This is a genomic window from Pseudomonadota bacterium, from assembly GCA_027620075.1.
In the GTDB taxonomy this organism is placed as follows: Bacteria; Pseudomonadota; Alphaproteobacteria; order Rickettsiales; family UBA6187; genus 1-14-0-20-39-49.
Genome location: JAQCEY010000001.1, coordinates 598,400 through 621,614 on the forward strand (window position 1 = coordinate 598,400; position 23,215 = coordinate 621,614).

At 36.5% G+C, this 23,215-nt stretch carries 18 protein-coding genes and 1 tRNA gene; 14 read left to right on the forward strand and 5 right to left on the reverse strand.

The window, feature by feature from the left end; genetic code table 11:
- The first annotated feature begins 2 nt into the window (after positions 1–2).
- The 3 genes from rsmD to O2942_03125 all read left to right on the forward strand — a co-directional run bounded on the left by rsmD (position 3) and on the right by O2942_03125 (position 1,466).
- On the forward strand, positions 3–569 hold the full coding sequence (rsmD, locus tag O2942_03115) for a 16S rRNA (guanine(966)-N(2))-methyltransferase RsmD (GenBank protein ID MDA0781237.1): 567 nt from the start codon (positions 3–5) through the stop codon (positions 567–569).
- A gap of 54 nt (positions 570–623) precedes the next feature.
- Positions 624–1,292: a glutathione S-transferase family protein gene (locus tag O2942_03120; GenBank protein MDA0781238.1), complete on the forward strand. Its 669-nt coding sequence runs from the start codon at positions 624–626 to the stop codon at positions 1,290–1,292.
- Between the two features lie 98 nt (positions 1,293–1,390).
- Positions 1,391–1,466 (forward strand) — tRNA-Phe (locus O2942_03125).
- Positions 1,467–1,556: 90 nt separating this feature from the next.
- Here O2942_03125 and O2942_03130 read toward each other — a convergent pair.
- Positions 1,557–2,699: a site-specific integrase gene (locus O2942_03130; GenBank protein MDA0781239.1), complete on the reverse strand. Its 1,143-nt coding sequence runs from the start codon at positions 2,697–2,699 to the stop codon at positions 1,557–1,559.
- Positions 2,700–2,717: 18 nt separating this feature from the next.
- Entirely contained in the window at positions 2,718–3,242 is a 525-nt protein-coding gene (locus O2942_03135; GenBank protein MDA0781240.1) for a hypothetical protein, read from the reverse strand.
- Positions 3,243–3,392: 150 nt separating this feature from the next.
- On the opposite strand from O2942_03135, the gene O2942_03140 reads away from it, so the two are divergent.
- The 11 genes from O2942_03140 to O2942_03190 all read left to right on the forward strand — a co-directional run bounded on the left by O2942_03140 (position 3,393) and on the right by O2942_03190 (position 20,496).
- Entirely contained in the window at positions 3,393–3,629 is a 237-nt protein-coding gene (locus O2942_03140; GenBank protein ID MDA0781241.1) for a DNA-binding protein, read from the forward strand.
- A 128-nt stretch (positions 3,630–3,757) separates the two neighbouring features.
- Positions 3,758–4,564 carry a toprim domain-containing protein gene (locus O2942_03145; GenBank protein ID MDA0781242.1) on the forward strand — a complete coding sequence of 269 codons (807 nt, stop codon included), beginning with the start codon at positions 3,758–3,760 and terminating at the stop codon, positions 4,562–4,564.
- Positions 4,557–6,062, forward strand: a complete 1,506-nt coding sequence (locus tag O2942_03150) for a YfjI family protein (protein MDA0781243.1) — start codon at positions 4,557–4,559, stop codon at positions 6,060–6,062. The genes O2942_03145 and O2942_03150 overlap by 8 nt, the downstream gene beginning before the upstream one ends.
- A gap of 2 nt (positions 6,063–6,064) precedes the next feature.
- A complete protein-coding gene (locus O2942_03155; protein ID MDA0781244.1) occupies positions 6,065–6,328 on the forward strand; it encodes a hypothetical protein in 264 nt (87 codons plus the stop codon).
- A complete protein-coding gene (locus O2942_03160; GenBank protein ID MDA0781245.1) occupies positions 6,318–6,713 on the forward strand; it encodes a hypothetical protein in 396 nt (131 codons plus the stop codon). The genes O2942_03155 and O2942_03160 overlap by 11 nt, the downstream gene beginning before the upstream one ends.
- Positions 6,714–6,725: 12 nt before the next feature.
- Entirely contained in the window at positions 6,726–7,142 is a 417-nt protein-coding gene (locus O2942_03165) for a hypothetical protein (protein MDA0781246.1), read from the forward strand.
- A complete protein-coding gene (locus O2942_03170) occupies positions 7,135–7,347 on the forward strand; it encodes a hypothetical protein (protein MDA0781247.1) in 213 nt (70 codons plus the stop codon). Before O2942_03165 ends, O2942_03170 begins: the two co-directional genes overlap by 8 nt.
- Positions 7,348–7,683: 336 nt before the next feature.
- The gene (locus O2942_03175; protein MDA0781248.1) at positions 7,684–8,100 is read left to right on the forward strand and encodes a hypothetical protein; all 417 of its coding nucleotides are present in this window, start codon (positions 7,684–7,686) and stop codon (positions 8,098–8,100) included.
- A gap of 93 nt (positions 8,101–8,193) precedes the next feature.
- The gene (locus O2942_03180; GenBank protein ID MDA0781249.1) at positions 8,194–8,691 is read left to right on the forward strand and encodes a hypothetical protein; all 498 of its coding nucleotides are present in this window, start codon (positions 8,194–8,196) and stop codon (positions 8,689–8,691) included.
- A 41-nt stretch (positions 8,692–8,732) separates the two neighbouring features.
- Positions 8,733–18,104, forward strand: coding sequence for a putative Ig domain-containing protein (locus O2942_03185; protein MDA0781250.1), 9,372 nt, complete (start codon positions 8,733–8,735; stop codon positions 18,102–18,104).
- A 97-nt stretch (positions 18,105–18,201) separates the two neighbouring features.
- Entirely contained in the window at positions 18,202–20,496 is a 2,295-nt protein-coding gene (locus tag O2942_03190) for a tandem-95 repeat protein (protein MDA0781251.1), read from the forward strand.
- Positions 20,497–20,698: 202 nt separating this feature from the next.
- Here the strand turns inward: O2942_03190 and O2942_03195 are convergent, their stop codons facing one another.
- From O2942_03195 to O2942_03205, 3 genes are read right to left on the reverse strand one after another with little or no spacing between them, the layout of a single operon-like run.
- Positions 20,699–20,950, reverse strand: coding sequence for a hypothetical protein (locus tag O2942_03195; GenBank protein ID MDA0781252.1), 252 nt, complete (start codon positions 20,948–20,950; stop codon positions 20,699–20,701).
- A gap of 32 nt (positions 20,951–20,982) precedes the next feature.
- Positions 20,983–22,260 carry a hypothetical protein gene (locus O2942_03200; protein MDA0781253.1) on the reverse strand — a complete coding sequence of 426 codons (1,278 nt, stop codon included), beginning with the start codon at positions 22,258–22,260 and terminating at the stop codon, positions 20,983–20,985.
- Positions 22,261–22,285: 25 nt separating this feature from the next.
- Positions 22,286–23,029, reverse strand: coding sequence for a class I SAM-dependent methyltransferase (locus tag O2942_03205; protein MDA0781254.1), 744 nt, complete (start codon positions 23,027–23,029; stop codon positions 22,286–22,288).
- Between the last annotated feature and the right edge of the window lie 186 nt (positions 23,030–23,215).

Consider the following 23,215-nt stretch of genomic DNA (forward strand, 5'->3'; position numbering starts at 1 on the left):
TTATGCGTGTAATATCAGGAAAACATCGTGGGCGGACAATTCAAACCGTAAGCAGCAAAAAACTGCGTCCCACAACAGGCATGGCACGTGAGGCTATTTTCAACATTCTCAGTCATGGAAAATACTCCGACGACGGAGAGAGCCTGATTACAGGAGCAAATATCCTCGATTTATTCTGCGGTTGCGGTGCATTATCAATGGAAGCTCTTTCAAGGGGTGCTTCAAGTGTTACTTTAATAGATATTGATAAAGAACATCTGGATATAGCACGCAAGAATATAACTACGATAGGTGAAGAGCAAAAGGCTGTTTTTATCCGCAGCGATTCTTCCACCCCTCCCCCTGCCCGTATTCCATGTGAAGTTATTTTCCTTGACCCTCCTTACAATCAGAGTCTGGTAATCAAGTCGTTGAAGGGAATTGTTGCGGGGAACTGGCTTGCACCTGACGCTATAATAATCGTAGAGACCGATTTCAGGGAAGATATAGAATTTCCCGAACAATTTAAAGAACTTGACGACAGGAAGTACGGAAACAGTCGCATCAGGATATTAAAATGGCTTGGTTAAAAATTCTTTTCGTTAGCAATTGTAAATTAAAAACAGCTTTGATATAAACGAATCATGAGAAGCTTATACCATTTTCCATTATGTCCGTTTTCCAGAAAGGTAAGGATACTACTTGCCGAGAAGGGGTTGAGCTTCGAGCTTATTAATGAAAATTACTGGAAAAGAAGAAAGGCATTCGCAAGACTAAACCCTGCTATGCAGGTTCCCGTACTAATTGAGCCGAGCGGTCTTATTGTTCCGGACAGTTATTCAATATGTGAATATTTAGAAGAAAGATATCCTGAAATCAGGCTACTGGGCAGAACATTAGAGCAAAACATTGAAATAAGAAGATTATCTTCATGGTTTGACAATAAGTTCTATAACGAGGTGGGCAAATATTTGCTAAATGAAAAGGTTATGAGATATTTAACAGGAAACGGCGAGCCGTGTTCCGATGCTATCCGTGCGGGTAAAACGAATATAATACCGCATATGGAATATTTTAAGTACCTTACACGTAGCGACAAGTGGCTTACGGGCGAAAGGCTAACACTTGCGGATATAACCGCTTCTGCACATTTATCTGTTTTAGATTTTCTGGGCGAAGTTCCTTGGGATAATTATCCTGATGTCAAGGAATGGTATGCACAAATAAAATCACGCCCAAGCTTTAGACCCATTCTTGCAGATAGGGTCGTCGGCTATATACCTCCGGTGTATTATGCAGATCTTGATTTTTAATTATCTGTTTTTGAATAATTTTTAAAATAACAGTCAAAAGTCTCTGGACAATCCTTGAATTTTGCCTTATAAGCATCACCTCTTTATATTACATAAAAGGTCTGATAGCTCAGTTGGTAGAGCAAGGGACTGAAAATCCCTGTGTCGCTGGTTCGATTCCAGCTCAGACCACCACTTTTAAGGCTTTCAGCATATCGCTCTGTGTAATTCCTGTGTAATTGTGCAAAAATACTTCATTAACTTTACCATGAAATATTTTATCCTCTACGGCCTTTTTACTCTGTAACGTTCTTCTAATTTATCCATAGCAGCTTGTATATGTGTGCCGTTCTGGTGGCTATAGCGTTCAACCATCAATAATGTTTTATGGCCTGATATACGTTTTACCGTAGGTAGATCAACACCTGCTTGCACAAGGTGAGTGATGGCGGTATGCCGCAATGTATGCCGAACAATAACCTTTGGATCAAGTCCGGCGGCAGCTACAGCACGTTTAAAAGGTTTTTCTATATTTACTGTGTGCCCAGTACGTGAGGCTTCTGAAGGGAATAACCATTCTTGCCCTGGCCGGGCAACTTCTATATACCCCTTTAAAAATCCAGCAAGATGTGAAGTAATAGGCTGCTCGCGGCTTCCTGCTTTAGCTTGCGCTATATGGATTATATTCCTATCAATATCAATGTTTTTGACTCGTATTGATAATATTTCCATACGCCGCATACCAGTTTCTAATCCAATAACAATGAAAGGGTATAAATGCGGGTGCTGGTCGTGCTTGGCTTCTTCCACGAGACGCGCCGCTTGCTCGGTGGTTAAATATACAATCCTTGAAGGCTCCTCTTTTAGCTTTTTTATGACACAAGGCTTATTATTAATCCACTTCCACTCAATAGCTTTGCTTAATAAATGTGACAAAGCTGCCAAATCCCTGTTAATTGTACCATTCTTTGCGCCCTCTTCCTGGCGCTTCTTTTTAAAGCGCTCAATGTCAAATGTAGATATTTGTGGCAACGGCTTATCCCCTAACATTGCCGCAACATGCTGGGTTAAACGGCGTTTCTTGGCATGAATATCTTTGCCGCCCTCTTGCCCTAATTTTTCAATATATTCATCTACAGCCCTGCGTAATGTAAAAACGGTTTTCCTACCTTTGGGCAAATTAAGCCTGCCACTTCTTGCGTCCGCTCGTGCCTGATTAATAAATTCCTCTGCTTTTTCTCTTGTCACCCCTTCGCTTTCTTTACCGATAACGCGGTGAACGCGCATACCGTCAACCATTATATTTACTGTAAAACGGCCATCACTATTCATAAGACGTTCAAACGTGATGCCGTTTTCTGAGAGTGTTCCACCTGCGGTAAGTTTGCGTAAGTTAGGGCGGGTTAGTTTTAAGAATTTTTGTGCCATGCAGACTATTCCTTAGGATTATTTATTATTATGTTTTGATAGCCATGCTTTTGGTGGCTTTGGAAGTGAGTCCTTGGTTAATTCACCACTTGATATTTTTTTGAAAGTTTCAAAATACTCTCTAAGACTCCCTCTCATTTTTTGATGATATGCAACTGTTCCTTGTGGAGCCGTAGGATCTTTTAAATGCTTATGTAGATCATCCAAATAAATAAAATAATCACTTTCAGTAATAACTTTAACCAACTTCTCTTCTTCAAATGTAAGCAATTCAGGTCGGCAGGTAGCAAGTTGGTATAATCTGTCAGATTCTTCTACATCCCATAAGAAATTAAGAAAATTTAGCTTGTCGCTTTTTTCATCATATAGCCCATCTACAGGATCGTGGATAGCTTTCTGAAGTGCCCATTCTACTACACTACTCAAATTTCGCCTCTGCTTGCGTGCTAGTAATTCTAGCCCATAGCGGATTTTTGGATCAAGCCTAACTGTAATACTTTCAGCCTTGGTCTGCTGCATTACTGGAGATAATCTACTACCCATAAAAACCTTCCTCTCTAAAGTTCTATATAATTCTAATATTGTAATACCGGCTATAATGTCTTGCGTCAAGTTATAATTTGTTATATCTAAATAAATGTCTTACCAGATAAGACAGTATTATTAAATTGAATAGTTGAATGGGTATATAAAATGAAATTTGATTCTAAAGATATAATTATATTTCCAGATGGTCGCTTAGATACTGCAAATGCAGCTATTTATGCAGGACTATCTGTAAAAACAATGGCAATGATGCGCTCTAATGGTTTAGGAGCAAAATTTATAAAACGCGGCAGAGTATTTTATTACAAAGATGACCTTGACGAATGGATAAATGCCAAGGGAAAAGCCACAAGCACTGCACAAGCAAGGGTACAAAATCAATGATAGATTTTGCCTCTTTAAACAATTCTTTATTGTGCCAAGTTGGTGATTTGCTTCCAGCCTGGCTACCTTGCGGTAGGCGCGAGGGGCTAGAATATATTGCCTTGAATCCTACCAGGCACGATAACAAAATGGGTTCCTTTAAGGTTAATCTTGTATCTTGTGAATGGTCGGATTTTGCTACTGGTGATGCAGGTGGTGATTTAGTCAGCCTATATGCTTATTTGAAGGGGATTAGCCAATATCAGGCGGCCAGAGAGCTTTTAGGTAATGCTAAAAATATTATACCCTTTGCACCTAAAGTACCTAAAGCACCTAAAGTTAATGAAAATTCACTAAGTGATTATGTTGGTAAAATATGGCGTGGGTGCGGTGGTGATAATTCAATAGTTGCAGCATACTTAAAAAGCCGTGGCATAACAGGCGCAATACCGCCAACCATAAAAGAGCATTCCAGCTTATACCACAAACCAAGCAACTCAAAACACCCAGCAATGGTTGCGGCAGTAACTATCTGGCCTAATAAGACAATTTTAGGGCTGCACCGCACCTATATAAAACCCGATGGCAGCGGCAAGGCTAATATTGAACCTAATAAAATGATGCTAGGAAGCGTAAAGGGCGGGGCGGTAAGGTTATCAAAACCATCTTCAAAGCTTATTTTGGCGGAGGGTATAGAAACTGCATTAAGCGTTGCTATGTCAACAGGATTATCAACATGGGCAACGCTATCAACTAGCGGCATGTTGAATGTAGAAGTACCACCTTTAGAAATAACGCAGAAAATAATCATAGCCGCAGACAACGATAAAGCTGGAATAGGAGCTGCAAACAAACTGGCAGACCGCTTACTTTCTGCTGGTTATAGGGTGCAAATAGCGATGCCACCAGAAGGCATGGATTTTAACGATTTATTACAAGGGCAAAATAATGAGTAAATATAAGGTGAAAGAAAACATCATGGATGCACAAGACATAACTAAAGAGCTACCTCAGCCCCTTAGAAAGCAGAAAATAACGCCCTTTGAGTTTCCTATTAAAGACCTACCTGATTTGCTGAGAGAGGCGGTCTTGGGGCTGCATGATAAGATACAAGCTCCTGTAGCTATATGTGTTCAGTCAATATTAGCAAGCTCAAATTTAGCAGTACAAGGACATGCAAATATCATGTTACCCTATGGGCAGGAAAGACCCTTATCCTGTTTTTTCTTAAGCGTAGCGGAAAGTGGCGAACGCAAGAGTAGTTGCGATAATGAGGCAATGAAAGCTGTAAAAGCGTTTGAAGAAGAGCTAAGGCAAAAACATGATTTAGAATATCAAAGCTGGAAAAATGCACATGATGCATTTGAGAACCAAAGAAAGGTAATATTAAAGCAGAATAAAGGTAATGTTTCTGGTGTTAAGAATGAACTTGATAAATTAGGCAAAGAGCCTGAGCAACCATTAACACCATTGCTTATTTGCCCCGAACCTACTTTTGAAGGGCTTTGCAAATTAATGGTACATGGTCAACCAAGCATGGGCGTTTTCTCTTCAGAAGGAGGCCAGTTTATAGGTGGGCATGGCATGAAGGAAGAAAACAAGATACGAACAGCAGCTGCCCTCTCTGAAGTTTGGGATGGTAATGCCATAAAGAGGGTTAGAAGTGTTGATGGAACGACTATATTAAATGGTAGACGAATCTGTATGCATTTAATGGCACAACCACGAATAGCGGCTACATTTCTTTCTGATGCGGTTTTAAAAGATCAGGGATTGTTATCAAGAGTGTTGGTAGCTTCGCCAGTTAGCACAGCTGGAACGAGATTAAAGCATCATGTGAAAGATGAAAGTTTTTTGGCTCTTGAAAAGTTTACTTCCGTAATATCAGATATTCTTAAAACTCCTATGCTAACAAAACATGGGTTTAAAAACGAGTTACAGCCCAGAGTAATATCATTTGAGCTGGACACGGCGGAATTATTTTATAGTTTTTCAAATCATATTGAAGAGCGTATGGGTGCAGGAAAAGACCTTGAAAGCATTAAGGGACTTGCTAATAAGCTTCCTGAACATGCATCAAGAATAGCTGCAACGCTTGCTTTAATCGAAAACATCAATACTAAAACGCTGGAATTAAAGTACCTAAGGCAGGGAATAAACATTGTTTTATACTATGCAAACGAAGCCTTAAGAATTTTTGATGAAGGCATGACAGACCCTAATATATTACTCGCAGAAAAACTCTTGTATTGGCTAAATAAGACTTGGGATAGTGAATATGTATCGTTACCTGATATTTACCAGCTATGCAGCAATGCCATAAATACCAAGGATAAAGCAAAGCAAATAGTATCAATATTAGAGGGGCATAACTGGCTAGAAAAATTTACTGGTAGCAAAATAATCCATGGCAAAACCAGAAGGGAAGTTTGGAAGATTATAAGGGAGGTTTAGCTATGAAAGTATTTTTAGAATTTGATTTTGATAAATTTGAAAGGGAAGTGTTACGAAAGCCTAAAACTTTAGATGCTTTAGATAATTTAGATGGCAAAGTAATAGATTTTGCAAAATACTATCATAACCTTACTGAAGATGAACGCGTGGAATATGAAGAGCGTTCGGCTATAATAGAATATGATGGCGGATTATCAAGACAGGAAGCTGAAAAGCAAGCTATACAAAATATAATTTATATGAGGGATTATAAAAATGAAAGATAACAACTTAATAACAACCGACAACTATGAAATATCAAAATATAACGCTGTCAAACATGGTATATTGTCACAATATACAGTTATGAGCTGGGAAAGCAGTATTGATTATGAAGCTTTGCTTGATTCATTGGTGCAAGAGCATGATCCCGATGGTGCAACTGAATCGCACCTTGTTGAAGAGTTAGCTGGTGTTGTGTGGCGTAAGATGCGTCTGCGATATGCAGAAATGACTAGCACACAAGAAAACTTAAATAGGCTTATACAAAGTAGCGATTCTTATAATAATAGCCATATATCTGCAAAGGCAGCATTGCTTGAAAGCTCTAGTGGAGTAAAGGATTTTGATATTAAGCAGGCGGTAGTTGCAACCAATCAGGAGACACAATAGGCATTAAAGCAAATGAAGCAATATCTTGCTTGCTGGAAAAAAGCCAGAAAAGTAATTGAGGAAATGCAGCCGTATGAAAAAGCTTTTGCAGCCCTGCATAAGGATGACCAGCATGAATGGAAAACTGAATATCTTGGTCAAAAGGTAAGTGAGTATAGCGAGCGTGTTTATGAAGAAAATGAAGAAAGCCTTCACTCTTGGATAATTACAAACATTCCATACTATGAAGCACGAGTTTATGAGCTGGAAAATAGGGAAAAGATTAAAAAACAGGTATTAGGGCAGTCTTTTCTTGCACAAAACGACTTAAATAAGTTTACACGCTATGAAAACCATCTTGACCGCAAATTCGAGAAAACCCTTGCTATGCTTATCAAATTGCAGGAATTGAGGGGTAAGGACTTTATTGTAAGTGTCAAACTTGCCTAATGATTTCGGTAAAAAGGAAGGGGGTAAAGTGAACCTCCACGGGGCTTGCCTCGTGGAGGTTCACAATGAAGGCGAGTTAGAAAAAGATTCAACTATTTCCAAAATTGAAACAGTTCAAAAAGAGGGCAAAAGACAAGTAAGCCGTGAAGTTTTGCATTATAATCCCTTCAGAAAGGTTTGTAACCCCGTTCTCATGTTCATTTAGGGTTTTATATTAGATGCTGACCGATAATATTTATTAACAAGTTAACGATAAGCAACTATTGTGTTTTTTTGGTTGGTAGATAAAGCAACTATTAATTGATAATATTAAAATATTTAAATTTTAAGGTTGATTTTTATATTTTTGGAAATTATGAGTAATCTTAATAAATGTTAATAGAGCTTAGTTTGAATAAATAAATTGATAATGATTGGGTTTTTAAACCTCCAATAAGTTGAGTTATTAGCAATTATTAAATTTATTATTGTGCGTATTTTAAAACGAATGTATTAATTCTGCGTTTATCTTCGTTTATTAAAATTTATAGAGGTTGTTATTATGAAGAAGTTTTTACCATTATTAATTTTAACACTAGTTGCATCAGCTTGTGCTTCTAAGCCAAAAGGTAGTTCCACTGTTTTAGGTAAAGTTACGGTTATTAATGAATATGGCAGCGATATTACTAAATATTGCCGTGCTAACATTGACAAAACCGGTTTGTTTAGCCAAAGTGCCGGAACAGGTTCTAACGGTCTTGAGCAAATTACATGTATTAATGGCGGTGATGTATACCGTATTAAAGGTAACCGGTTGTCAGTAAATGTTCCTGCTGAAAACTCAACAGTTGATTTTGGCACTGTAGAAATCACTTTGAATGGTGATGCAAGCTATAAAGTTAGCGGTGGTGACGGCAAGATCAGCGTTGGTGATACTACCAAAGGCTGGTCTAAGCACGACACTAGAAATATTCGTTAGAAAGTATTTAACGTTAGTATTATAAGTTTTTGAATGCCCTATTTAGGGTAAACGGTTTTGTTTTGTAAATTTTGTTCTAAAGAGGATTGAGAAATGGCTTTTGCACTGAAAAAACTAACTGACAAAGAAAGAGAGCAAATGGGATTTGCTAAAACTATGGACGATGTTAAATTGCCTACTGGGGGTAGATTAGGATTTGTTAGTATTGTATCAATTGATAATGATAATAATTGTCTTCTAATACCAATTAGAATTAGAGGAAAACAAAACAAGTTTGAGTTTCTTTATGATGGCAACCCTCTGATTGTAACAACTAATTCAAATGAAACTATACGAGAAAAACCTTCTGATGATGGTTTATGTAAGTACGATGTTAACCATGAAGTAATTGCTATAAAAATTAAAATGAAGTTGGTTGATCAGTTGCCACAAATAAAAGAGTTGGTAATTGAAGCGTTATCTTGTTTTGGCATTGGAAGCTTTAGATATAATGGGGATAGCAAAGTAAAAATATCAGATGACTTAAAAATTGAAACATCATCACATGTAAAATCTGAATTTAGAGTTAGTGACTATATAACAATTAATTAATCAAAACATTTTAGTATTTAATAAACGAAAGGCAGTAAGTTATGCAACAATTAGAACCTATAATGACAGCAGGTAAAATAGTTCAGTATATTGAAGATAGGCTAGATATTAATGGAAATTCAAACCTTTCATTAGATGAGATGAAAGATTTAGCTGGAAGAGTAGATGTTTCAAGTGCGACCGAAGGAGGTAAGGTCTCAGTACTATATTCCGGAAATGTTGACGGAGGGTCGGCACATGGTCTAGCAAATGATATAGTTAATCAGCATACTGATGCAGGAGGTTATTCTGATTTAGGTATTATAGATAAGACTGATGCTAATATTTTATTTAATAATGATGTTTTTCTAGATGCGTTGCAAGATGCTGTAGATAATCATAATTTAGTAAATCCAAACAATCCGACAACATTTGAAAATGAATTGTACAAAACGGATGGAGGAATGTGGAGTATAGCTTCTGAGAATCTTGCTTCAAAAGCTAGTGGTGATATATTGGTGATAATATCGCCTGATGTTGATGCAAACAGGGTTTTTGCTGCAAATGAACTTCCTAAACTACTTAATAACGATGATGTTAATACAATAAACGGTTTAAATAAAACCGAATTAAAAATAATATATGATACTGAAGGACTTCAACCAGCCTTAGATAGACTAACCGTTCAATCTAGTGCTTTGCTGAATACTGTTAAAACAGGTACTGATGGTTTTGGTGATAAATATTATAAAACAGATGAACTTTTTGATCATTTTGATGGAATACAGGGGCATGAATTACCGCAGGGCGTGAGTCCTACAGGAACTGTTGCAGGAGCAGATTACGCTAATTGGGTTGATACGGCTAAGGCTAATGCTACGGATGTTTCATTCAAAGGAATGCTAGTTAAGGTTGGTTTGGCAGGTGCTATACTTGATATAGTGTTTACAGCAGAAGATGCACAAGCTGCATATGACCAAAACGGAGTTGCCGGTGCTGCAGATGTTATCGCCGAGTGGGTTGCAGGTTCCTTAGGTGGTGGAATATTAGGATGGGTTACAGCTGCTGGTGTAGCCACGGCTTTAGCTCCTGTTATTGCAGGTAGTGGCGTAGCTGTTGCTGTAGGAGCCGGTGTCGCATTCGTAGCTGGTTTTGCAGGTGGAGCAGTAGGTGATACCCTAGGAAGGGCTGCATATGACGCTGCTAAAGAGTTAGGAGTGATCCCTAGTGGAAATGATTTTACTGATAAACAAGCTCAAAAAGAAATATTAAATAATGCAGATGGTGCAAAATTAAAACAAGAACTTGATGCTCAAGGGAAGACAGTTGGTGATTTTGTAAAGCAGATTGAACAAGATACAGGAGAGTCAGCGGACGAGATAATTAATGATAACAAAGAGTTCTTTGGTGAGGCTTTAGGTATTCCGCCTGAATTTAATGCTACAAAAAATAACAATGGCGACGTTATTATTGAAGGAGATAATGGATTAGATACAAATATTGATTTAAATACCGGTCAGGTTCATAAAAATATTCCGCATAATGTAAATGTTACTGATGTTTCAAATACAAATGGCATTTCGGTTGGAGATGTAGCAGGTTCTGTCTTTGTTAATCACATAATGGATATAAACCCTAATACTCCAGATATTGGTGATATTGGAAATTCTGTTATTGATCGGGCTATTAATACAGTTGGAGCTTCGTCATCTCAAACGAGTGGAGTTGATTTATCAGGGGCACAATCCGCTGTTGCGAATAGTGTTGCTAGTGGAGTTAGTGCTTATAACGGTTCTTCTTCCAGTGAATTAAATGGTATTGCTCTTGATCCGGGGCAAACTTACTTCCTGCTCCTAAAAGATGGAAGCCTTCAACAAGTAGATCATAACATGAATAAAATTGGAGAACCTATATCAAGTGATGAAGTTAATACAGAAACTCTCGGAAGAGTACCTAGTGATGAAATACCTTGGTCTTCTGAAGAAAAAGACGATCTTGAACTGAAACGTTGGGATGACTCAAGCCTAGATATAGAAAATAGTTTTGAGGTTGCGTCATTAGAAACAAAAAATCTACTTTTACCTGAGGCTCCAAGTATAATCTCAATGGTAGGAGACCTTGTATCAGGTTTTGCCGGAATGATCGGTGATGTTGTAGGCTCGGTTGTATCCGGTATTGGATCGGCTATTTCTACCGTAGGAAGTACAATTTCTGGTGCGGTTACAGGTGCGTTGGATTTCTTAAGTGGATTATTTGGTTCAGATGGTTTTTCAGTTCCGCCTTCTGGTGCGGATGCATCTGGTGGTGAGTTTGTAGCACCTGTTGTTATAGACTTGGATAATGATGGGATTGAGCTTACAAACTTAAATGATTCTACAGTATTTTTTGACGTTGATGCTGATAGTTATATGGAAAAAACAGCTTGGGCTGGAGCTGATGATGGTTTGTTAGTAATTGACCTGTTCCAAGATGGTCAAATTGTATATGGAGAAGAGATAAATTATACGCTTTGGGATAGCACTGCCACAACTGATATGGAAGCGTTGCGAAATGTCTTCGATACTAACTCAAATAATGTTTTAGATCTAGAAGATGAGCGTTTTGGAGAATTTAGAATATGGCAGGATTTTAACCAAAACGGATATGTTGACACAGACGAATTACAAACTCTTGATGCTATGGGAATAGATAGCATTAGCCTTGATTCTGTTATTCCAGAAGACGAATATGATGGTGAGTATATTCAAGGAAACATAGTTTATGATGATACTGCTGTAACATGGAATAATGGTAATTTCGGTAGGGCATATGATACGGCTTTTGAATATAGTATTGGTGGATTAAAATTTAACGGCGATAGTGAAGAATTTAGCATCAACTATGAAGATGGCAGTGAAGTAAGTATATACCAAGCTCCCGATAGTAACCCGATTAATATAGATTCAGAAATTAATTCTTATGACGTAGTAGTTGGCTCTGTCGGAGACGATATTATAACTAATAACGGCTCTAAGGATATTATTTTCGATGGTGGTGAGGGTGACGACCACCTTGAAGGTGGTGCTGGTAATGACTGGCTTTATGGCGGTGACGGTATTGATACATTAAAAGGCGGAGCAGGTAATGACTTGTTGTTTGTAGATTCAGATGACGTTCCAGCTAATATTGATGGCGGTGATGGAACTGATATAGCTGTAATCACAACGCCTACAAGTGTTACAATAAATATTAGCGATCATAATATAGAAGCTGTTTTTGGTAATGATGGTAATGATAATTTCTCAGCGTCCGGAACAGCATCTTTTGAAATGTATGGTGGTGCCGGAGATGATGAATTAACTGGAGCAGACGGTGATGATATCTTAAACGGTGATTCTGGAAACGATATCTTAAACGGCAAAGGTGGAAATAATTTCTTATTTGGCTCTCTTGGTGATGACACCTATATCATTGAAAAGCATGCTGGAACAACCACTGAAATTGCTAGTTTTGATACCAATAATAGTTCAGAAAAAATTGATCTTTCAGATTTTGATTTAACTGAATTATTAATTATTACAGACATAAATGGAACAAGAATCAATCTTGGTGATAATCAATATGTAAAACTTACAAACACCAATGTGTCAAGGTTAGATGAAAGTAGCTTTATATTCAAAGTTGGTACGAACCCTCAAATCATTAAACATGTTAATGGAAGCGGTAATGGTGAAATTATAAAAGGTTCTAACACTGATGATATTATAAATGTTGGTGGTGGTAGCAACTACGTAGTTACAGGACGTGGTAATGATGTTGTTTACACAAACCCTGATGCCTTAGATGTAATAAAGATTACCTATAAGCCTGGTGCTACAGATATAATATATGGTTTTGATAAGTATAACTTAACTCAGCTAACATATTGGATGGGGCAGTTTGATGGAGATACTACTACAGGTGCCGGAGTAATTACCAGCGGAACTACCCCGGAGTTATGGGAAGAAAAAACAGTTCAAACCTCTTTTAATAACACTACATTTGATCTAACAGAATTTGCACATTTAGACTCACGTTCAGATTTTATTGTTTACTCAATCGAAAATGATACGGTTATTAACCTTGGTAATGATCAAAAAATTATTCTTAAAAACTATATTCAGCAAAATACTACAACAGATTACGTTTATGGGCGTGACCATGTCGCTTATGGTGGCACTGCACCGGCTCAATTTATCATTGATTATGATATTTTAGATGCACAAGTTGATTCTTCTAACTTTATATTCTCTACTGATGGAAACCATATAGGAAGCCTTATTGACGATGAAATGCATGGTTCTGAGGGCATGGATTATATCAGCGGTAGTGAGGGTGACGATCTAATACTTGGAAATGGTGGAACGGACTTATTAACCGGCGGAACAGGAAATGATGAATTATATGGCGGCAATAACAATGATGGTATTTCCGGTAATGAAGGAAATGATTTAATTTATGGTGGGACAGGAAATGACGCTCTATGGGGTGATCAGGGTAACGACAAGATATATGGTGAAGACGGTCAGGATATTTTAACTGGTGGAACAGGAAGTGACATACTACATGGTGGTAATGATGAAGATACTTATATTTTCAATATAGGTGACGGCATTGATACTATTATTGATGAAGGTAATGTTAATAATAATGCTGATATTATAAAATTTGAGGGTGATGTATCTGAGGAAAGCTTAATATTAACCCGTGACGAGCAAGATTTAATAATAACGTTTAAAAATAACTTTAATGATCGAATAACTATAAAAGGTCATTTTACTGGAAATGCTATAGAAATCATTCGATTCTCTGATAATTCAGAAATTTTCCTTGATAGTATTGGAATTGAGATTAATGGAACATCGGGTTCTGATATTTTGTATGGTACTAGTCGGGATGATATAATTAATGGTTATTCTGGTGACGATACTATATACGGTGGTGAAGGAAATGATACCTATGTATTTAATCAAGGAGACGGTCAAGATATTATCGATGAAACCGGTGCATACTCAAATATGGATGTTATTAGAATAGGTAATAGTATTAATAGCAGTGAAGTTTATCATGAAAAAATCGGTAATGATCTTGTTATTAATTTTATAAATAATCCAACTGATAAAATAACCGTTCTTAATCATTATAATTCAGACAATTCAATGATTGAAAAAATATTATTTGCAGATGGTTCTGAGCTTGATTTGGTTAATAGCTCTGTAAACATCAATGGCTCTATTGGTGATAATATTATTAGTGGTACTTCATACAATGATATTATTAATGGTGGTGAAGGAGATGATGTTCTAGAAGGAGGTGCTGGAAGCGATACGATTGATGGTGGGTTAGGAGATGATGTAATTTCCTATAGAAATTCAAGTCAAGCTGTTAACGTAAATTTAAGTAATAACACGGCATCAGGCGGAGATGCTGAAGGAGATACTTACACCAATATTGAAGGAATTGAAGGCTCAATGTTTAGTGATGTATTAACAGGTGATGCTGGTATTAACAGAATATACGGAGTTGATGGTAACGATAATATTGATGGTCAAGATGGTAATGATAAGCTTTTTGGTGGTATAGGTGCGGATCACATACTTGGTGGTTCAGGAGACGATTTCATTGATGGAGGTGACGGTTCTGATATTTTAGAGGGGCAAGATGGAAATGATGCTATTTTCGGTGGTGCCGGAGGTGACATTATTTTAGGAGGTAGTGGTGACGATTATCTATCTGGAGGTACAGAGGGTGATATAATTGATGGTGGTCTGGATAATGACCTCTTAACTACCGGATTTGGGGATGATACTCTCACCGGAGGAGCCGGTATAGACCAGTTCAATATTAGCAAAAGTGCTAATATTGAAGATATAATTACTGATTATGAATTTGGAATTGGTGAGAAAATAGACCTTTGGGCGTTTTCAACTATAAGAGTTTTTGAAGATATAAGATTTATTCAAGATGGAAGCGATACAGTTATCGATTTAGAAAACAATCAAACTCTTCGTATAAAAAATACAAATATCGGACAATTCTTGGCGGATGATTTTATTTTAAGGGATGCTCCTGAAGAGTTAATTGTAAATAATTTAACTGATGATTACCAGTTGTCACCATCTATCTCCGCAATGGACAATGGTAACTTTGTTATTACATGGTATAGCACAAATAATATGTACGGTAATAATGCTGCGATAAAGGGTCGTATTTTTGAAGCTGATGGAACTCCCCAAGGGGATGAATTTGCAATTATTACAAATTCAGGATACACAAGTGGTGCTTCACAAAATGTTCTAGGAATAAATGGTGGAAAATTTGTTGTCGTATGGGATGAGTATGAAGTTAGTTTCGGACATAAAGCTAAAGGACAAATTTTTAATTCATCAGGACAGAAAGTTGGCTCTGAGTTTGATTTTGCTCAAAATTCAAGCGGTCAAGAAGTATTTAGATATGATACAACAGTTGAGGAGCTTAGTAATGGCAATATTTTAATTGCATGGTCTGGAGTTTCGTCTGACGGTACTAATGGCATACATTCTCAAATATTTTCATCAAACGGTACACCTGTAGGCAACGAGATTCATTTCGTTATAAGCAATCCTTCAGGTAATGATCCTGTAAAAACTTATAGTCATGTTGACGTTACAAAGATGAATAATGATAGATTTATTGTAACATGGAGAGAAAGTTATTCACTTAATGATGATTTAAACACCAAAATGTATAATCATTATATACAACTTTATGATAATGATGGTAATCAAATTGGTAATAATATAAAAATTATTGAAGGTACAGATTATTATGAAAATGGTGAGACTATTAAAGTTAGTGTAGCTAAAACAGTAGTAGTTCAAACTTTGTCTAATAATAATTTTGTGGCGATTTGGAGAGAAGTCGATCAATCCTCAAATAGCAGTGAAGAAAAGATTGTAGGTCAGATATTTAATAGTGATGGTAATGAGATTGGAAATGAATTTAGTATAGCAGCTAAATCATGGCAAAGAATTGATCCACAACTTACAGCACTTGATGATGGAGGATTTATTGTAACATATTCAGCTCTTAACAATGTTTTTGAGTTAAGTGCCGGTGAAGGAATTTATGCTCAAAGATTTAGGTTTGATGGTGTAAAACTTGGAGAGGAGTACCATGTTAATGATAGTATTGAGCAACAACAATTAAGACCTGATATAGATCAGCTTGAAAGCGGTGATTTTGTAATAACATGGGATTCTGAAGCTAAATACGGTCATTTGCCTGAAAAAACAGATATATATGCTAAAATATATTCTGCAGATGATGTGGTAATAAATGATAAGGTATATAACCATACATTTGAGTTTGGAAACGAGATATCAATACAATTACCATTTGACACATTCTTGGACGCTTCCGGCAATGCTCTTACTTATACTGCGACACTAGCAAATGGTCTTCAGTTACCTTCTTGGTTAACCTTTGATCCTATAACTCTAAAATTCTTTGGAACTCCTGAAAATTTAGACATAGGTAGTATTGGCATTAGAATTATAGCGAGTAATACTACTGAATACATGACTGAATCGTTTAATATTAATATTATAGAGCCTTCAGACGTTTATAGTCTACCGGTATCAACTCCTGAAATTTTTGTTAATACTACTACAGTTGGCAATCAAGACACACCTGCAATAACAGCTTTAACAGGTGGAGGTCATGTAATAGTATGGAAAAATGAAGTTTCCGATGATTATTATAAAGTTTACGGTCAAATGTTTGACGCATTTGGCAATAAGATTGGAGCAGAGATTGTTGTAAGTGAAGATGTAAATAGTGGCGATTTGTATGATGTTACAATTTTAGGTACATCAGACGGAGGTTTCTGGGTAGGGTGGCAGAACTATGATTACGACCCTAGCGTATATTATAATATAGGTTCATATATTCAACGTTATGATAATCTTGGTAATAAGATTGGAACTGATCCTATAAGGGTTATTAATGATGGAGATAATGCTCAGAATAATATAAGCATGACTGAGCTTACTAACGGTAATATATCGGTTGTTTGGGACGCAATGAATTTTTCTCCTTCCGGTCAAACTGATATGGATATATACAATCAGATTTTTGATATTAATGGAAATGCGGTTACAACACCCGTCTTGGTAAATGAATATGTAACTCTTGGGCAGTATGAGCCAATTGTAACGGCACTTTCTAATGGTGGCTATGTTATATCTTGGAATGGTAGAATAGATAGTGTAACAACCACTCAGTCACTAGCTAAGATATATGACTCAACCGGTGTTATTTTAGTTAATGAATTTTTATTAAGTGAGGATCTGTCTATAGATAATCGCAACGTTCAATTATCAGCACTTGATAATGGAAAATTCGCTGCAATATGGGTGACTAGTAGTGAAGATGCGTATGATACTGATATTAACGGAAGAATATATGACAGTTCAGGATTGCCTTTAAGCGAAGAGTTTGTTGTAAATGATGAGACATTCTTCTGGCAGCAACAACCGTCTGTTCATACGCTTGATAATGGTCATTTTGTTGTTGTTTGGAGTAGTTTATACCAAGATAATCATCAATCTGGGGTTTTTGGTCAGGTTTTTGATGAAAATGGCAATAAGCTCGGAGGAGAATTTTTAATAAATGAAACTACTTTTGGTACTCAAAATATGCCGACAATAACTTCTATTGGAGGAGGAGAATTTGTAGTTGCATGGATTAGTATAGACCAAGATGGCTCTGAAGGCGGCGTGTATTCAAAAACCTTTACAGAGTCAGATTATCAGGTTGTTGGCAGTAAGCTAATTATTGAAGGTACTGATGTTTCAGACAAACTATACGGATCAGAGCTTGACGATACATTCATAGGTAGAGACGGGAATGATATTTTTGTTATAAAGCAACAGTCCGGAAACATTGATATAATTAAAGATTTTAAAGTTGATGATTTGGGTTATGGAGTAATTTACGATAAAATTGATTTATCAGATTTTTCAAATATCCGTAATTTTGATGATCTTGATATTATCCAGCTTGGTGCAGGTCATGGTAATGGAGCGTATTTGAATCTAGACTTGGGTGATAACCAGACATTGCGTTTAAATAGTATTGATCTACAGTATAAGCCTCTAACAGAAGAAAATTTTATTTTCTACCAAGACATTAATTTTGCCCCTCAGTTGTTTGAAGGGATAAAAGATAAAAACATTTTAGTTGGTGATAATCTAGAATTTGTGATTTCAGATGATGCCTTTTTTGATGTTGAGGGTGATAATATATCATATACTGCAACGTTAGCTGACGGTTCAGATTTGCCTGACTGGCTTACTTTTGATCCTATAGCTAAAACTTTTCAGGGGGCTCCAACAAGTTTCGATGTAGGCAACATAGATAAAATTGACTGCTAGTGATGGAAAGTCTGATGTTGATACTTTCTTTAAAATAGTAACAAAGGGTACATTATTGTTATTAAACTCTAATAAGTATATTGGCTATATAGGAAACATGCCTGATTCATTTGTTATTGATGGATTATTAGCGGCATCATCCAGTGACAATGTAACCGTAACACTCACATTGTCAGATATCTCATCAGGTATATTATCTACAGATTCATTGACTTCAGTAAATGGAGTATTAATAATTACCGGGTTATTAGATGATGTAAATGAGGCTATATCTCAAATCACGTTTACTAAAGACGCAAGTTTTACAGGTCAGGTAAGTATCTCTACTATTTTAGAGGATGGTATTAACCCTGCATTTAATAGTAATGTTACTATACAGCCTAATCAGGCTCCTGTTGCCGCCGTTGATATTATTGCCGGTACTGAAGAAAGTTCATTACTAATAGATACAAATACTCTTATATCAAATGACACAGACCAGGAAGATGTAAGTGTTATTTTTGACAGTATTTTCTCTCAACCTTTAAGTGGTGCAACGCTAATAGATAATTTAGATGGAACATTCACTTATGCACCTAATGCTGATTTTTCAGGTATAGATACATTTGAGTATAAGGTTGTAGATAGATTTGGTGAGGATTCCATTGCTGAAGTTAGAATAAATGTTTCTAATATTAATGATGCTCCAACCGGAATTACACTATCAAGTAATATATTGGCTGAAAATTCATCTGGTGCATTTATTGGTGATTTGACCGTTGTAGATGTTGACACTGGAGATAGCCACACATTTATAGTTGATGATACAAGATTTGAAGTTATAAATGGTCAGCTAAAACTAGTTGACGGTCAATCGTTAGACTTTGAAACTGAGCCAACGGCAGATGTTAATATTATTGCAACTGATTTGGTAGGTGAATCAACAGCTCCTATCACATTTACTATAAATGTTTCGGATACAAATGATGAGCCGACTGCATCAGATATTCAGGCTACTACAAATGAAACAGATGAAGATATTGATTTTGTTATAACTGTAGCGGATATATTAACCCACAGCTTGGCTGATGATGCTGATGTAAGTGATGTGCTTTCAATATATTCTGTGCAGAATGCAGTGAATGGCTCGGTGTTATTTGATGGAACTTCTGTGACTTTTGCCCCTGATGATGATTATTTTGGTTCTGCTAGTTTTGAGTTTACAGTTACAGATGGAAATGGCGGAACGGTAACAAGAATTTTCAATCTTAATGTTGTTGCTATTAATGATAAGCCTGTTGTTTCTTTTGTAAATGGAGCGGTTGACGAAGATACACAACTGACTATTACGTTGTCTGATGCGATTGACCTAGCAAATGAGGATGGTTCTATTGCTCCAACTCAAACAAATATATCGATTTATAATGTTACAGCTAGTGCTACGGTTTCTGTAAATGCAGATGGTACTATCAGTTATAAGGCTGCAGATGACTTTAATGGTGTTGATACATTTGAGTATACAATTACCGATTCACAAGGTTTGGAGTCTGACCAACAAACTGTATCTATTACAGTTAATGCGATAAATGATGCTCCAACAGCTATTACATTATCCGATAACATTTTGGCTGAAAATGTAAGCGGTGCAATTATTGGTGATCTTACAGTTGCCGATATAGATGCCGGTGACAGTCATACGTTTACAACAACGGACGCAAGGTTTGAAGTTGTAAACGGTCAATTAAAATTAGTTGACGGCGTATCATTGGATTATGAGGACGCAACGGTTATTGCTAATAACGGCACTATAAGTTTTGATATTACTGCAACTGATATAGCAGGTGCCGATTATACTGAAACGGTAACAATTAACGTCACTGATGTTGCCGAAGTAGTTGTTGGAACTGCTGCTAACGATACTATTACCGGATATGGCGGCGGTATCGGTAAGGATATCATTTACGGGATGGGTGGCAATGACTTGATAGCTACATATGCTGAAGATGATTATATCGAAGGCGGTGCCGGAAACGACACTATCTACGGAGGTTCGGGCGATGATATCATCGAAGGTCAGGTCGGTCATGATATTTTATACGGCGGCGAAGGAAATGACACGATACGTGGCGGATACGGAGTTGACCACATGCAAGGCGATGCGGGAATAGATACTTTTTTATTTATGGCAATAGCCGATTCAAACGCTACTTATGGAATAGATACTATCCATAACTTTGAAGACGGCACGGATTTGATAGATTTATCGGCGTTAGATGCAAGCGGTATTTCGTCATTTGCAGACCTGACGGTTACTGATAACGGTTCTATGACAACCATTACGGGCAATTCAAATACGTTTGAATTAAAGTTAAACGGTGTTTATACGATTGATGAAAATGATTTCATTTTTTAGATAGTTTTGCAAGAATTGTAGGAACAAATCCTCCATTATTAATTTAGTGGAGGATTTTTTTTGTCCGTCTTTACTGGAATGTCAATCTTGACTAATCTGTACCTGCATGAAGTTATTCATGCCAGCTTGTGAGGGAGATGGCTGTGCTCTCCCGTCAACCCTCTTGCCAGATTGTTTATGGTTTAGATATAACGATGTAAATTTACATTCTTTTTAATTTAACCACCTTGTTATCATGGTCAAGATTGGTTTCTGCCATTTTAATAAGATGCTCAGCCATTTTTTTTACAGCTTGTTTTCTTTTTTCAAGGTCGGCATACTTTTCAAACCACATATCCTCTGGCGATATATCAATAGATAAAGTCATTATACATGCAATAAATAGCTCTAGCCTGTCTTGGCTTACTGGCTTTGTTTTAATAGCTTGTATTATTGCTTCATCAATTTTTGACATGTCTTGGCAATGAACAAGTCCTTCTCCTAGCTTTAAATAATATACGTTACCGATAACAAGGGGGGCCTTACCAAAAATGAATGATTCCCAGCCAGCGGTTCCGGGATAGTACATACTAATTTAGCCTCCTGCATTATCTTAAAATTATCTAAAAAAGGATTTACTAAAATAACGTCCGGCATATTAGCAATTCGTTTGTAAAAGCCTTTTGGTCGCAATCCAAGACAAGGAATATGCTCTTTTACAACTAACCTCATTCCAACAGGCATGGCTCTGGCTATGGATTCTATAACAGACATCTGGTCGGTAAACATGTCAGCTAGAACCATTGTTGAAGCTTCCGGGTCTACATGTAGTGGAAAATATATGTACTCATAATTGCCTATTTCATTATGAAAGAACTTAACCTTATTATTTAACGCTTTTCTCGTGTAGTAAAAATATAAGAGATTTTTCTTTAATATATCAAGCCCATTGCGCTGTCTTAGAACTCCTTTTGTACCTTCCAATCCAAGCTTTATAGCTACACAGCGAACTAAATCCTTCGCTAAGGTCTTCATTATACCCAGATATGAATTATTTTGTTTTAGCTCTTTAATCCAAGATACTGTATCTTGAGGGGCAATAGGTCTTTCCCTGAAATCTTGGATAAATTGCTTGGCTTCATCCATTTTATCAGCAACAAGTGATGGGTTTTTTAGAGCTTTGTCAAATAAATCGGTTACAGGGCGCATTGACCAGTAGTTATTGTCATCCATAATGCAGCAATGCTTTATTCTTGCTATAACAGGCTGCGTAAATGGTATTCCAAAATAATGAGCAACTTCTCCCATTGCGAAAGCTACAGAACCCGCAACACAATAAGCAAATATAGCATCGGGTCGATGGTTCTCATATTCAGTAAACAAATAATCCAGCAATCCGACTACATAACGCCATCGAGCGTCATCGTTGTTTTTAGTAAGTTTTATAAGCTCGGTTCGCTCTACAATACCACCACTTACAAAACCAACGCCTATTTCTCGATCGGCTGTAATTATCCTTCTTATGATATTTGTACCAAGCTTTTTTTCATAATCTTTGAGCTTATCCATATCAAGAGGTGTTTCGAGCCATTTTCTTTCAAGCCCACTTAGCCAGTCATAATTTGAAAATTCAGGGTCTTTTATTTTATCAAGCTCATCCATTAGGTTTGAACGTGCTGCTACTATTGCTCTGAATTCAGAATTAGGGATTTGTTGGTTTATCTCTTTCGCAATACTTATGCTTTGCTCAAAGAATGTGTGTCCTAGTAAAAAGAAAACCCTCATAATTATACTTATCCTATTATAAAGTTTAACTTTTAGGAAGGATTAAAGCCCATTCTTGGAAATATGCTCGCATTTCATTTGTTAACATGAAAGCAAATTTCCTATTAATATTAATCTTTTTGGCTTCATTATATGCCTGCTCATTAATTAAAATTGGTGATTCAGTTTCAAAAGTAACTTTATGAGTCTTTTTGAAGATTTTGGTTACATACTCTTTTAGATCAGAAATATCAGCATTTTGGGTTTTATGAAGTTCAACAACAAAGGCTGCATTTTTATATTTTGATGAATCAAGGTTCTTAAGCAGCTCCCACTCACCACCCTCAATATCTATAAGGTGAAAGGCTTTATCTTGTATATCACTTTGGTTAGCAGCTCTTTTAAAATGCTCCGTGTATTTATCTAGTTCATTGAGTTTTGAAACATTTTTTGCAAAATCAATTTCATTCTCACTTAGGTCTATACCCAATGTTGGCTTTTTATATTTAAAGGCTACACCATTAGTGTAATAACCGCATCCGCAGCCTATATCGATAAACTTTTCATACTTTTCGATATTCTTAGCAATAATGGTTTGCAAGAATAATTCGTATGTCCCTAATACTTGTGCGTATGAAAAGTTAGCAAATATACTTTTGTCTGGCAGACGCATTCCACAATATTCACCACTTAAAACCTTTTTTTGTTCTAATAATCTATTTGCGTATTTTTTTCTTACACGTCTGAAAAAGTGCGATAATAGCTTTTCTTCAATCAATTGAACGGACATTTTGTCTCCAAATTAAATAAATAAGTTTGTATTTTTCATATGTCAGGAAAATAGTCTATAAATATTTACATTACAAATAATTTTAAATATTTGCTGTGTTAACCCGCATACAATAATGACCCACTTGATGGGTTAATCTGCGTTCAAAACTGACCCACCTTATGGTGGGTTTTTTGTTATGTAGTT